This is a genomic window from Pseudoscardovia radai, from assembly GCF_002259605.1.
In the GTDB taxonomy this organism is placed as follows: Bacteria; Actinomycetota; Actinomycetes; order Actinomycetales; family Bifidobacteriaceae; genus Pseudoscardovia; species Pseudoscardovia radai.
This window is the reverse complement of the sequence record NZ_MWWR01000007.1, coordinates 66,850-79,825: the sequence shown is the minus strand read 5'-3', so window position 1 is coordinate 79,825 and position 12,976 is coordinate 66,850. Positions and strand designations below refer to the sequence as shown.

At 59.1% G+C, this 12,976-nt stretch carries 10 protein-coding genes and 1 pseudogene; 4 read left to right on the top strand and 7 right to left on the bottom strand.

The annotated features are described in order from the left end of the window. Nucleotides 1–126: 126 nt before the first annotated feature. On the top strand, nucleotides 127–519 hold the full coding sequence (locus PSRA_RS05060) for a hypothetical protein (protein ID WP_094660817.1): 393 nt from the start codon (nucleotides 127–129) through the stop codon (nucleotides 517–519). Between the two features lie 114 nt (nucleotides 520–633). On the opposite strand, the gene PSRA_RS05055 is transcribed toward PSRA_RS05060, so the two are convergent. The 4 genes from PSRA_RS05055 to PSRA_RS05040 all read right to left on the bottom strand — a co-directional run bounded on the left by PSRA_RS05055 (nucleotide 634) and on the right by PSRA_RS05040 (nucleotide 5,459). After that, a complete protein-coding gene (locus PSRA_RS05055; RefSeq protein WP_094660816.1) occupies nucleotides 634–1,185 on the bottom strand; it encodes a single-stranded DNA-binding protein in 552 nt (183 codons plus the stop codon). Nucleotides 1,186–1,439: 254 nt separating this feature from the next. Further along, nucleotides 1,440–2,066, bottom strand: a complete 627-nt coding sequence (locus PSRA_RS05050; protein ID WP_094660815.1) for a hypothetical protein — start codon at nucleotides 2,064–2,066, stop codon at nucleotides 1,440–1,442. A gap of 612 nt (nucleotides 2,067–2,678) precedes the next feature. Further along, nucleotides 2,679–4,178 (bottom strand): competence protein CoiA family protein, encoded by a 1,500-nt coding sequence (locus tag PSRA_RS05045; RefSeq protein ID WP_094660814.1) that lies wholly within the window; start codon nucleotides 4,176–4,178, stop codon nucleotides 2,679–2,681. Nucleotides 4,179–4,325: 147 nt separating this feature from the next. Further along, complete coding sequence (locus PSRA_RS05040) at nucleotides 4,326–5,459, bottom strand: hypothetical protein (RefSeq protein WP_094660813.1); 1,134 nt, start codon at nucleotides 5,457–5,459, stop codon at nucleotides 4,326–4,328. Between the two features lie 321 nt (nucleotides 5,460–5,780). On the opposite strand from PSRA_RS05040, the gene PSRA_RS05035 reads away from it, so the two are divergent. Beyond that, nucleotides 5,781–7,694, top strand: a complete 1,914-nt coding sequence (locus PSRA_RS05035) for a hypothetical protein (protein WP_094660812.1) — start codon at nucleotides 5,781–5,783, stop codon at nucleotides 7,692–7,694. 169 nt (nucleotides 7,695–7,863) lie between these two features. On the opposite strand, the gene PSRA_RS05030 is transcribed toward PSRA_RS05035, so the two are convergent. Then, the gene (locus tag PSRA_RS05030) at nucleotides 7,864–8,979 is read right to left on the bottom strand and encodes a tyrosine-type recombinase/integrase (RefSeq protein WP_245834907.1); all 1,116 of its coding nucleotides are present in this window, start codon (nucleotides 8,977–8,979) and stop codon (nucleotides 7,864–7,866) included. 411 nt (nucleotides 8,980–9,390) lie between these two features. After that, entirely contained in the window at nucleotides 9,391–10,908 is a 1,518-nt protein-coding gene (locus PSRA_RS05025; protein WP_094660810.1) for a leucine-rich repeat domain-containing protein, read from the bottom strand. 258 nt (nucleotides 10,909–11,166) lie between these two features. Between PSRA_RS05025 and PSRA_RS09785 the strand changes: the two are divergent. Beyond that, a pseudogene (locus PSRA_RS09785) lies at nucleotides 11,167–11,721 on the top strand (DUF262 domain-containing protein); the annotation flags it as partial. 223 nt (nucleotides 11,722–11,944) lie between these two features. After that, nucleotides 11,945–12,415, top strand: a complete 471-nt coding sequence (locus PSRA_RS09365) for a hypothetical protein (RefSeq protein WP_245834905.1) — start codon at nucleotides 11,945–11,947, stop codon at nucleotides 12,413–12,415. A 73-nt stretch (nucleotides 12,416–12,488) separates the two neighbouring features. Here the strand turns inward: PSRA_RS09365 and PSRA_RS05005 are convergent, their stop codons facing one another. Next, entirely contained in the window at nucleotides 12,489–12,938 is a 450-nt protein-coding gene (locus PSRA_RS05005) for a GNAT family N-acetyltransferase (RefSeq protein WP_158216324.1), read from the bottom strand. Between the last annotated feature and the right edge of the window lie 38 nt (nucleotides 12,939–12,976).

The window sequence follows — 12,976 nt, the reverse complement described above, 5'->3', positions numbered from 1 at the left end:
GTGGCGCGGCGGGTGAGACATCAGCGAATTCCCTCCACCGGTATCCGGCCGGCCGATGTCTCACCGCGGAACGGCGTGGCGCCCATAGCCTTGGAAACCATCCGCAACCAATGGGAAGGAGAACGTATGGCAAAGACCGATATGCAGAGGCGCCGCGCTGCACTCGTGAAGAAAGCGATGGAGGCCAAGCGCCGTGAATACGAACGCGACATGAGGGTCACGGAAGGAATCGTCTCGGCGTTCCTCGACTACCGGGCGGCGCTTGACGCGTTGCGCCGTCGCGTCGCCGAATCGGGCAAAGCGCGGCGCGACGTACTCGGCGTGTTGGAGGGCGTCGGTGACGTTCCCGGTGGGGAGGCGGCGCTGATCTTCGCTGCGCCGTCCGATACGAGCGCGGGTGATATGGGCGGTGACGATGCGATGCCGTCCGGGGCTGCGCAGGGTGGCGCGATGCCGGGTCCGCGGGCTACGGAATGCGTGGAATCCCCGTATGCCGTGCAATGCGGCGGGGGATTGTGAGCGGTTCCGCGTGACATGGCAAGGGGCGCCCGTCCCCTCCCTGTCGGGGAGGGCGCGGGCGCCCCTTGCCGGTCGGCGGCATCCGGTCGGCGCTGTTTGCTTGTCGCCGTGGCGTCAGTATTCGGGGGCGGCGTCGAACCATTCGTCGCCGTAGGGGTTGGGGTCTGGGGTCTCGGTTGTGGGCGTTTCGGGCTTGAGACGTCCGGTGGTGTCGTAGTCACTGCCGGTGAAGTCGCCGTCGATGAACGCGCCGGTTTTCGCCGGCTCGTTATCATCCGGGTGTTTCGTCTGGGGGCGCGGGGCGCTTCCGGTGTGTGCGTCTTCGGGCGTGCGGTCCCATGATGTGTGGCAGGCCATAAGGCTGACGCGGAGGATGGTTTCGTCTTCGCCTCGGTAGTCGTTGTACCGTTCGTGTTCGCGGCCGATGGCGATGACGAACGAGCCCTTGCGCAGGTTCTGGCGTTCGAGCCATTCGAGGTTGCGGCGGCGGACTTCAGCCGACACGTATCGTGTCTGCCCGTCGGCGTCGGTGTAGGCGATGCGTAGGTAGGCGGCGCTGTTGCCGTCGGGGAAGCTCCTGATGACGGGGTCCTTGGTGAGGTTGCCCGCGCGGAATGTGCATGCGGCAAGCCCGGCTGCGCTGGGCTGGGGTGATGTTTCGGTCATGGGTGGTCCTTCCGGGGGTGGTTTGCTGTGTGGTATCAGTGTGCCGTGGTCGTGCGGCGGCGGCGTGAGACTCGGACGGGCTGGGGCGTCGGGTGGTGGGTGGGGCTGGCGGATTTCCCGCTTGCGGGGAATCCGCCAGCCCCACGTGGTCGCCGCCTGGCACGGGGCTGGCCTCGTGCCAGGCGGGTTTCGTCATGCGGTTTCGCGTGGGCGAAAGGTGGCGGCGGGGCGTCTGGCCCCGCCGCCGGGCCGGGCTAGACGCCCATCGTGGTGCGCCATGCGGGCGTCACGTCGAACTCGTGGGCGGTCATGATGATTTGCGCAAGGCTGCAGCCGTTGTCGGTTTCGAGGGCGCGCGCCGCCTCCTTGCCTGCGGCGTCGATGTCGCCGAGCCACCACTTGATGTAGGCGGTGACCGCGTGGAGGTGGGCGGCGTCGCATGCCTCCGTGGCGTTGCCAAGCAGGTCGGCGATGGCGTCGAGGGCGTTCCCGCACTTCGTGGTGTCGGGGAGGGCGGACGGGTCGCGGAACACCTTGTTCAGGGCGTCGAACACGCGGCCCACGCTCTTCGAGTCGTGGGGGTTGCCCGCGATTTCTATGGTGTCGGCCTCGTCCGCGTCTGACAGGACGGCGACGAGCATCGCGTCGCGCATGGAGAGGGTGACGCGGGTGCCGGCGAAGATGCGGGCGGCGGCGTCGGTGGTGAGGATGCCGCCGTTCTCGATGGCGTCCATCCACTCATGCACGGCGGGTGCGAAGAAATCGGTGTCGGTGGTGACGAAACCATGCTTGGCGCGCGCGTCGCGGAACTGCTGCTTCAGTGCGGCGACGTCCTCACGGGAGAGCTTGCCGTTGGCGGGGGTGTCGAAATTGATAGTCATGGTGACTCTCTTTCTGAATCCTTTGGATTCGTTCTCTGTGCCATCTCTTGATGACAGTTATATAGTATAACAGATTTGGCGTGATGTCAACTCGAAACGGCTGTTTTTTCAAGGAAAATAGAGGAAATTTTCGCCCGGGCGTGTCGCGGTTTCCGTTTACTTTGCGTCTTGAAATGGGCATGGTTATCCTTTGTTTCCCATTTTTTCTTTTTGCCTCGCCGCCCTCAACCGTAGGCGAAGCCGTCAGCGAAGGTTCTGTCAAATACCGACGCTCCGACGCGTAGCGTCGCGTGCGGCGGGATTTGACAGGTTCTTCGCTGACGGTACAATCTGCCGACTCCGGCGGCGGGGCAAAAAGAAAAAGATGGATTGTGCGCCCGAAGGGCGCTCCCCGTCTGGGTTCCGCTGCTTGCTGCGGAACCCAGACGGGGAGATTCCAAGAGGGTTTCCCTCTTGGCTGTCCGGCCGATCGGCCCTCGTGGCCGTGAGACCGGCGGGTCCGGCGCGGCGACATGAGATGTTACAGGCGTTGACCGGAACGCACGCTCACGCCGGCGCGCGGGTTCCGTGTTCGGACGATTCCTCCCCTGCCTCGGTGGGAGGATGCCAGGGTCAGCGGTTCCATGGCAGCGGGTCGAGGCGGCAATCGTCACCGGAACAGGAGAACACGGGATTGTTGTCGCTGATGACATTCCCCGCCGCCAGCATGCGCGCCGCTCGATACGCTTTTTCCGCCGCCAGCTCGTCCAGAGGCTCCATCCACGCATCTAGGTCATTCGGGTTGTTCTCCGACGGATGCCATCCCATCCTCTTGCGATGGAAGATGTTGAGCGGGGAGTGCGAGCGACGCCACTCCCGGATGTCACCGAGTGTGTCCTCCATGGCCTGCAGGCTCGTCGCCGTGCGGACGAATCGTTCCTCTTTCGCGGCGGTGAACCCGTCGTCAGCCCATGCGTTGCTGTACGTCCACCCTTCCTCGGACGCGTCCCGCCCCGGTTCCTCCAGCGGTATCGCCGCCTTGGTGTATTGCAGTGACGCCTTCATCTCCGCCGTGCCCAGCGTTCTTCCGCATCTGGGGCAATGCAGGTGCCCGTCATCGCCTCTGGCGAGAAGGGCGCCATCGTTGAACGTCTCCATCCTTCCCGCCATCGCCGCGGCGAATTCCTCGATCGCGTGGCGCTCTCGATCCGTCATCGTCTCATTGAGCACGCAGTCGCCCGGCCGTGCCCGCCGTATCTCGCCGATCATCGCGTCGTTCGCCCAGAACCGTCGTGCGCTGTCGCACTCCTCGCATCTCCTGGCCGAGAACAGCCTGACATACGAGAGCCTTGGACGGGGGTGGAATGAATCCGGGCGTTCCAGGAAGTCGTAAAGCCAGACGTCTAGGTCTTTCCAGTCATGGTCGAACCACACGGCGAAGGTGCGCGTGTCCATGTCGATGCGGAACGGGAACCGCAGGGCGCCCCTGATGGGTTCTACGCCATCCCATCGGAAGCTCTTCAGCATGTCCTCCGAGCACTCATACGTGCCGTCCCGCAGCGAATACTCTGTATGCCTTTCAAGCTCCATGGCCGGGTCGAGCGGGTTCGTGCATGAATGCGGCATCAGATTGAAGTCGAGCCACGCGCAGTCATATCCCGTATCGTGGTAATCCCGCGTGCGCTGCTCGAAGTCGAGGTCGTCCTGCTTCGTTATCTGGATTTCTATCGCCAGCGGCCGACGTCCGGCGGAATCCGGGAAGGTGACGACGGTATCGGCGATCCGGTGCCGCCCGTCCGCCAGCGGCACGGGCTTCTCGCATTCCGCCTGATAGCCGAAGGTTTCGGCCATGGACACGATGAATGCCTTGGTGATGGCGTGCTCCGGCGACTCGTTCCCCAGCCAGTCGGCATCGAAGCCCGCCGGCAGCGTGACGTGCGGATAGAAGCTGAAGAAGTGGAGTCCTGTCCTTCCGTGCGTCTTGCACGACATCGGCTGCCCGAACCCGAATGGATCCCTGGCAATCGGGTCGTCGCGGGTCACTGACTTCTGCCGCATCCGCAACTCATCCCACTGCTGCTGCGGAATGAGGCTGGCGACCACTTTCTCCCCATCGATGATTGCAGTCTGCATGTCCGCTCCCTTCGGGCATTAGCTGTCGTTAAGACAATATTACCAAATGATACGTATGTTGACGGCGTGAGGAACTACCTTGGATTGCTCCCAACTCATCAAGCCGCATGACTAGTGCAATGCGCTTAGAATCTGTGTGCAGGGATGTCAATCGTCCGTCGGTTTGAGTTGCCATCGTTCTTCGAACTCCTCGCACAATAGCTTGACGCGTCGTGGATTCGAACGGAGAGTCTTGTAAACGCCGTCTTTTGTTGCGGCAGTGCCAGGATTGCCGAGTCGTGTGCAAATTTCATAGAGCATCTGGACCGATTGAGTGGCGCAGAAAGGCTTGCCGGCTGTTGCAAGCTGTAGTGCCTTGGGCGCTTCGCTGAGCGCATTTTCCATAAGATTCTCGGGTTTGGGATAATCAGAGTTGTTGGCGATCATCAAATGGTATGTGTGGCTGTTTTCTTCTTTCTTCGTGTAGCTTGTTGCTTGGTTCTCTTTCGATTTCCTGATGGGGGCGACTGGCGACGTGCGCCCTAGGCCAAGATAGGTTACCGGGGCAAGTCCTTGCCGTTCCATACTCTTTGAGAACTCTCCGTTGCGGCAGTCGATGATCGCTGCTTGCGCAATGTCGAAGGTTAATGCGGGGTATGAGGCGAGCACGATCCAATCAACGTTCTTCGAAATCCGATTCAGTTGTTCGTACAGCTCCGTGAACATGGGCAGCTCTCCGTTGTATGTCCGGGTCGTGCCTTCCGCGGTGTTGAGAAACAGGTTCTGAAGGTTGGTGTGAAACTCTATCACGAATCCGATTTCAACGGTCGCGTCAGTGCGATACCGCCGTTGTAGGTTGCATAGGTATGCGGGAATTTTCTTGATGTGTCCATTGTTTCCAAACGCACCCTGCTCTAGCGAACTTACGATGTCCATGATGCACGCGTTTCGCTGCTGGCGCAGTGCGTTGTCGCACGTGTTCAGGAGTAGTTCCGCTATGTCGTCAGTAGGTGGGTTGCCGTGGAATTGTCGGACGAGCTGTTTCCGCTTCTTGTTGGCTTCATTGCTTAGCTGTGCAACTGCTGAAGCGTGGTTTTTGCCTTTGATGAAGTGATCGACACGAAAATGTTCGAGCCCAATGAGCCGTCCGTCAGCTGTCTCAATGGCAAGGTCGGGTCTCTCGATATCAGTGTGGACACGCCCAGATAGAAGGTTGGCGTTTTCCCTTCCCTCTGTTGACTGAGCATTGCACCAATCAATTGCATCAAGGAGCGTTTGGCACTCGTTGCTCTTCTTCGTCATCTTGGCTCCATCTCATTGGTGAAGTTGCCCATTACATATGGTAGAGCTTCGCTCAATTCTGGTTATCTAGTCTGCCGGCATCTCATCGGGCGAGTATCTGCTTGGCGCATTGAACGGTTGTGCGGATCGAAGTGCGGAGACGCTCCATCGCCATCATAGAATTCAACGTCTGCATCATTTTGGGGTCTGCATTGGCTGCGATGGTGCCGGTTGTGTGTTTGAGGCAGATTGACCGATAAGTGAACGGCTGGCGAACATTGTCTATTATTGACTTCCTGTGTGACTTCCTGTGGAATTCATGGAGAGGTCAAGGAGGGGCCGATGGATTTGGGTGCACAGCTGTTCTATAAATGTCAGTTTGATCTGAGCCTGACGGAATACAGCGAGAATAGAGACCTGCTGTGGGAAATCGTGCTTGAACTGACGGGATGGGTGAAATCGAAGCATTATCACCTCCTTGATGAGCGCATCGATATGACAAGGTTGAAGCGAGGAACTGGTAGGACTCCTTTCACGGAAAGGCAAAGGGGGAAGTGGATAACCGTCAAGAGTGCGTTGTTCCAAGATGGCGATACTGTCGAATGGGCGGCGCAAATTGATGAGGAGATGCGGAGAGAGCGCGATGAACAGACGGACATTTATATCGCGCCTCGAAAGTGGACGACCGAAATTAGCTATCGGTCGGTTTCCAAGCAAGATTCGGGTGTGTTTTCCCTGATTCTTTCCTATCAGGACCGTCCTGGATTCCTGGGACCGGCATCACCCGCCCCGAAAGCCTCGGTTCCGCGTCTTGTGAAATTCTTGACGGCGGATGAGAACTTGTATTGCAGCAAATCCGATCTCGACATCGCGGAAATGCTGACGAAAGTCGCGACGCAAGCTGGGGCGGGTGCGATCAGTGCAAGTACTTTTTGGAAACTGGTGATGCGAAGCGATCGCGAATACCCGATTGTTTATATCGCTCTTGACAAGGAGACCGGAAAACCTGCGATTGACCCGGAAAAACTTGACGAGGAGCTGTACCCCAATGCGTTGATTTGCTATCCGACCAGTGTGGCCGAGGATGATGCTGTCCAGAGGGCGTGCCCAATTCCCGATTTGCGTTGTTATACAGACTCGGTCAGGGTGTACCAGACACGTCCCAATTTCGGCGGGGATAACAAGTGGAATGAGTTGAAGAGGCACCGATATTTCACTAGACGAAATATGGATGATTTACCCAGATTGATGCACGGCGCGTCCGGTGACCCATTGATATTCCTCCTCCGTCAAGCGCTGTCGCAGGACGTGCATTTTTATGAGACCGAGGAATTCGTCACTGTTGAAGACGTGGTTCAGCATAAAAAGGTTGCTGAAATCAGAAATGACTTGGAGATGGCCGACGAGCGACTTTCCGAGTATCAATCGCGAATCAGCACTCTTCGCCAGGGCTTTGCTGAGCGTCAGAAAGCGCTGCATGAGCAGGAAGAGCGTCAGGATGCGATAAGCGAGGAGACTGAAGATCTTTCTGCCAAGCTGGAAGATGAGAAAAACAGAAGACTGCAGAGTGAACAAGATGTAGAAGCAGCATTGAATCTCGCTGAGCAGACAGAGAACGAACTGAAACAGATACGGGCCGACTATTCGGAATTGCTTCAAGAGAATTATTCTTTGAAGGCGAAGTACCGTGGTCTCAATAATGAATCCGATGCCGTGGAGGGCAATCAGCGTGAACAGTTGCGCAAGATGCTCACGACGGAACTGCCTGAAGTCTTCTCGGCTAGTGGTGCGAATCCCTATGAGTCGAACCATGCGATCGTGGAAATGCTTTCCAAGCTCTACGATGACAGAATCGTCGTATCCGATAGAGCATGGTCGAGCTTGAAGGACTGCATCACCAGTCCCTCATTGTGCTGGAAGGCGATGATGATGGTCTGTCGTCCGCTATGGCTGGCATATGCGGAGGGCGAAGGGAATATCAATGAGATATTCCGCCAGAATCCAGAAACCCTGGCGGGGTTCGATGTTGCCCTCAGCGAAGGGCGTGAGACGAGAAGAAATCCTCAATTGATGAAGCTTCGCGAGCTTTCCGTTGACGGGAAGCAGTATTCCATAGAGCCTCATTTGAAGAAAGGCAATAAGGAGGATGCGGATTCAATACGCATTTACTATGCATGGGACCCTGAGAGCCGGAAGATAGTCCTTGGCTCGATAGGAAAACATCTTACGAACTATACGTCGCGCAGCATCCATTGAGATTCAGGGCTGTGGCAGGCGAGCAGAACGTTGCGATGGTCGACAGGCTGCATACTGCCGACGACGTGTGGGGCGGAACCGTGGAGTTCCGCCCCACTACCGTATCAGCGAGCGAAAATATCGCCATCAGGCAATCCAGGCTCAGCTTCGCTGGACGTCTGCCCCGTCCTTACGCGATCATCCTCTCGGCCATTCTTTCCACGGCCTGGCGGCGGTGTTCCGGGACGATGCGCTGGTAGTGCTGGATGGCGATGCGCTCGCTCGTGTGACCGAGCTCGTCCATGCATTCGCGGAGGGTTCCGCCGCAGATGAGGAGCATCGTGGCGTGGGTGGCCCTGAGGGTGTGGAAGGTGATGTCGGTGCGTCCCGCGGCTTTGCGGGCGGCGCGGAACTGCTGCTGCACGGTTGTGGGGGAGAGGATGTCGGCTCGTCGCGCCTGGAAGAGCATGGGGTCGTCCGGGTCGCACCAGCGACCGATGTGCTCCCTGATGAAGGGGACGATGACCTCGGGGATGGGCACGACGCGGTTGCTCTTCTTGGTCTTGGTGCGGCACAGTTCGTTGGGACCCAGGTCGTCGCTGCCTCTGTTGACCGAGTGGGCGACGTGCATCTCGAGGCGGTCGAGGTCGATGTCGCTTTTGCGCAAGGCGCATGCTTCTCCGATGCGCAGGCCGCCCACGACGGCCGCGATGTACACGATGAGCCTGTCGTAGCAGGGCATGGCGTGGTACAGCTTCTTCAGTTCCGCCGGTGTGACGGGCTCGACGTCTTCGCGGCCTGATTCCGGCAATGGCGGGAGTCGGAAGGACCACGGGGATTTCTGGATGAGCTTGCCCCATTCGCCGACGCTGCCGTCCTCGGCGGCTTTGAGGATGCGCTTCATGCGCGCGCACTGGCGGTGGAAGGAGTGAGGGCCTTCGGGGTGCTCCGCGTCGTACCAGTCGCGCAGTTCCTTGCGCCTGATCTTGCCAATCTCCATGCCGCCGAAGGCGCGGATGAGGTGCGAGACGTCCGCCTCGAGGTTGCGCCGCGTTGCCCCCTCGGCCCGACGTCCGTCGGCGAGCCTGTATTCACGGATCCACTGGTTTGCGTATTCCTCGAATGTGGGGCCATGCTCCCTCTCGACCCTCTCGCTGGGCGGAGTCCACCGGGCCAGTCCCATCTCGGCCCTGTCGACCAGGGCGTGCTCCTCCTCGAGCCATTGGTAGGCAAGCGCCTTCTGTCCGATGGGGAACGACTTCGAGATCTTCTTGCTGTGGTCGAGCGGCGACGTGTACCGGGCCACCCAACTTGATACCTTTCCTTCTCTGTTCTTCCGGGGGAACACGGTGCCCCATTGCATCCTCATGCGCTTTCTGCCTCCGTTGAGTTCTCAATGTTTCCGATGGGTCGTGGGTATGAAAAAAGCTGCGCTTTCCGGCGCAGCTTCTGTGATACCTAATTTGATACCTTAGCCTGTGATGGTCAGTGCCTTACGGATGAGAGCATATCTTTGAAATAAACACACATGACAAGCATTTGCAATGCAAGAACACCATTCAGTCCGTTTGAATGTTGTTCTCGCATCCGGGGCACCCTTCGCCAGTGTCGGGCCCTTCGTCGGGCCGGCCGGCAACACGATGAACCGCGGACTGCCTGCAGGCGCGTCCGCGGTTCATCGTTTCTTGTATCCCAAGAACCTCCGCATTCTCAGAGATTATGAGAGATCATGGGTCATCATCCAATCCCAAACTTTCGCAGCCTCTTGGCTAGCACTCTCATCATCGGCATGCCAGCTGAGACTGGTGAGCTGCGTGTTGTGTGTAGTGTTGAGCTCCCACAGAAAGTTTTGGCTGGCATCAAGGAAGGTGAGTTGCGTGTTGTGGGTGACGTCGAGCTCCTTGAGCTGGTTGGAGTAGACATCTAGGTAAGTGAGTTGCGTGTTGTGGGTCAGATCGAGTTCCTCCAGATCGTTGTAACAGGCCTGCAGCCTGTCGAGTTGCGTATTGTGGGTCACGTCGAGCTCCGACAGCCAGGTGCTGCTGACGTTCAGATCGGTGAGCTGCGGGTTGTGGCTCACGTCGACTTCCCCCAGTTTGTTGTCGCTGACGTCCAGATCGGTGAGCTGCGGGTTGTGGCTCACGTCGATGTCCGTCAGCAGGTTTTTGAAGACATATAGAGAGTAGAGCTCCGTGTTGTGGCTCACGTCGAGTTCCGTCAGCCGGTTATTGGAGACGTCAAGGCAGCCGAGCTGAGTGCGACGCGTCACGTCGATGTCCGTCAGCTGGTTGGATCTGGCGTCCAGTATGTCAAGTTGTGTGTTGTGGCTTACGTCGAGCTCTGTCAGCTGGTTGTAGCTGGCGTCCAGTATGTCAAGTTGTGTGTTGTGGCTCACGTCGAGTTCCGCCAGCTTGTTTTGTCCAGCGGTCAGCCATTTGATCTCTATGTTATGGCTTACGTCGAGCTCCGTCAGCTGGTTGGAGCTGACGTCGAGATGGGTGAGCTGCGGGTTGTTGCTCACGTTGAGTTCCGTCAGTTTGTTGGAGCTGACGCCCAGATGGGTGAGCTGCGTGTTATGGCTCACGTCGAGCTTCAGCAGCCGGTTGGTGCAGGCTTCCAGCCAGTCAAGCTGCGGGTTGCGGCTTGTGTTGAGATTCCTCAGCCGGTTATAGCTGGCGTCGAGATGGGTGAGCTGCGTGTTGTGGGTCACGGTGAGCCTCGACAGCTGGTTATGGCTGACGTCCAGCCACTCGAGCTGTGTGTTGCGGATTACGGTGAGCTTCGTCAGGTTGTTGTGATCGGCGCTCAGCTTGGTGAGGCGCTTGTTGCGGCTCATGTCGAGTTCCGTCAGCTGGTTGTGGCTGGCGTTCAGCTCGGTGAGGTCGGCGAAGTATTCGATGCCCTCCAGGCTGGCGATGAGGCCCTCTTCGTCCTTGCCTTCGCCTGTTTCGCTCGCGTCTTCCGCGCCTTCTGCGTCTTCCGCGCTGGCGGCCGGCGACCCGGTGTAGCCGCTGACGTCGATCATCGTGACGGCGTCGGCTTCCTCTTTGGTGAGGGTGGCGGGGTTACCGTCCTTGCCGGAGATGTTCTCGATGACGTACGTGCGGAACAGGTCGTCCGGGAAGGTGGTTTCGTCGACGGCGACAGGCCAGGACGTGGTCTTCCTCGCTGCGGTGGTCTTCCTGGCCGCGGTGCTGTTGTTGCCGGTGCTGGTGTTGCTGGTTGCGTTCGTCATTCTCTGTTCCCTTCTTCTTGTGTTGTTTTCTTTTTGCTATTCCTATCCATGCCGCTGAGTCTGCCGGGCTCTGCGGCTTGCGACTCGCTACCTTGCGGGCCAAGTGGAATCATGATATGCCCACGATTTTCCCGGCGTGTCGCGACATGAGATTGGTTGATTTCATCTTGGCGATGGCCATGTTCACAGGTGCGATACGCTTGGAATCGGATCAATGTCTTGGTGTTCGCCCTGCCGTTTGTCCGGTGGGGCTGTTGCATGGGGAGGCGCGGAGGAATGAAGGGGTCGGCGACGAATCTGGTGTCGTTCATGGAAGGTACGGACAAGAGGTTCGTCATTCCCGTGTACCAGAGGAAATACGATTGGAGAGTCGATAACTGCCGTCAGCTGTACGAGGATCTGAAGAGGGTTGTCCGTGACGGGCGAGGACATCATTTCTTCGGCAGCATCGTCTCCTAGGTCGTGGGCGATGGCGCAAGGACCGAATACCGCGTCATAGACGGGCAGCAGCGTCTGACGACGGTCACGCTGCTGCTTTTGGCGGTCTGCGCCATGGTCAGGTCCGGACGTGTGGAGTCGGAGCGTGAGAATCTCGCCGACATGATCATGAACCGCTACATCGTCGATGAGTGGAACGACGGCGACGACAGGATCAAGCTGCGTCCCGTCAGGGGCGACAGGGACGCGTTGCGAAGGCTTGTGGCGGGTGATCCGGACGAGTTCGAGCCGGCCTCGAACCTGACGATCAACTACCGGTTCTTCTGTAAGCAGATTACCAAGGGCGATGTGTCGGTGGATGACTTGTTCGCCGCAGTGGGGAGGCTGCAGGTCATCAGCATTACGCTTGACGGCGATGACGATGACAGCACGGCTGCGGAGGAAAGAGAAAAAATCAGATGCATCAACGGCCTGATACGGCCGGTGTTGTCGCGGAAGCGGCGACCCGCGCACAGACCCCGCGTTGGCGAACACGCCCGACGCATTGGCGGAATGGCTCGAAAGGCCAATCCGCCGGAAACAGTGAAAGGAAACCATCATGAAGAAGCGAATCATCCGAAACCTGACCCCGGAGCAGTTGGCCGACCCCACCGTCATGCACATCCGTCTCAGCGACGGCGCGGCCAAGCTCCACCACGTCGAAGACCACCCGGAGTTCGACGTGACGTGCTACCCGCACACGCCGGACGCGGATTACAGCGTGACGCTTCCCGACGGGTACCGCGCCGACTCGTGGTGGGTCGATGACGACGACCCGAAGCGCGACGAACACAGCGACCTCATGTTCGCCATCGGCCTGTGCCTGAACGCCTACCTCATCCGCTACCCCGACGGCAAGGAAGACATGTCCGGGTGGGAGCGTGTGTTCCCCGAAAGCGCGCGCATCATGCGCGAAGAGGACGAGCGTCACGAGGCGGAGCGGCAGAAGGCCATCGCGGAACGGAAGGCGCGCCACATGGAGGACGTGGAACGCCCGGTGACCGTCACCGTCAAGGAGCCACGCGACTGAACGTGACTGATCGAGTCCGGGCGCGCTATGGCACCGCCCGATCGGAGCCCACCCCGTCCCGATCAGGACGGAATCACTCCGAATGCAAGGCCTTTTTCATCTTCACGTGGGGGATACCGGCTTCGATGAAATAGTCGGAGACGGCATCGTATCCCAGCTTCCTGTAGAAGCCCTCGGCCGTCTTCTGTGCGTCCAAGCGGATCTCCCTGGCGCCGAGCCGTTCCGCCGCGGTCCTCTCCGCGAAGCGCATCAGCTGCGCGCCGGTGCCTCGGCCGTGATGCATGGTCAGGACCCTGCCGAACTGCGCGGCGTCCGGCAGCTCGTCCGCCCCGAACATCCTCAGATAGGCCTCGACGCGGCCGTTTTCATCGGTGGCGAATGCGTGCATGCACTGGTAGTCCAATCCGTCCGCGTCGGGGTAGACGATTTTCTGCTCGCCTACGAACACCGCCGCCCTAGCTCTCATGATCTCATGCAGCTCGTGTGTGGTCAGCTCGTCGAATGCCTTTTCGAAGAATCGCATATCGCTTCCGTTCCGGCCGCGTTCCGGTTTCCGTGATG

Bases quoted from the DNA above. Each gene is read 5' to 3' on its own strand.
- PSRA_RS05060 (WP_094660817.1), top strand. From the start codon at position 127: ATGGCAAAGACCGATATGCAGAGGCGCCGCGCTGCACTCGTGAAGAAA.
- PSRA_RS05055 (WP_094660816.1), bottom strand. From the start codon at position 1,185: ATGACCGAAACATCACCCCAGCCCAGCGCAGCCGGGCTTGCCGCATGC.
- PSRA_RS05050 (WP_094660815.1), bottom strand. From the start codon at position 2,066: ATGACTATCAATTTCGACACCCCCGCCAACGGCAAGCTCTCCCGTGAG.
- PSRA_RS05045 (WP_094660814.1), bottom strand. From the start codon at position 4,178: ATGCAGACTGCAATCATCGATGGGGAGAAAGTGGTCGCCAGCCTCATT.
- PSRA_RS05040 (WP_094660813.1), bottom strand. From the start codon at position 5,459: ATGACGAAGAAGAGCAACGAGTGCCAAACGCTCCTTGATGCAATTGAT.
- PSRA_RS05035 (WP_094660812.1), top strand. From the start codon at position 5,781: ATGGATTTGGGTGCACAGCTGTTCTATAAATGTCAGTTTGATCTGAGC.
- PSRA_RS05025 (WP_094660810.1), bottom strand. From the start codon at position 10,908: ATGACGAACGCAACCAGCAACACCAGCACCGGCAACAACAGCACCGCG.
- PSRA_RS09365 (WP_245834905.1), top strand. From the start codon at position 11,945: ATGAAGAAGCGAATCATCCGAAACCTGACCCCGGAGCAGTTGGCCGAC.
- PSRA_RS05005 (WP_158216324.1), bottom strand. From the start codon at position 12,938: ATGCGATTCTTCGAAAAGGCATTCGACGAGCTGACCACACACGAGCTG.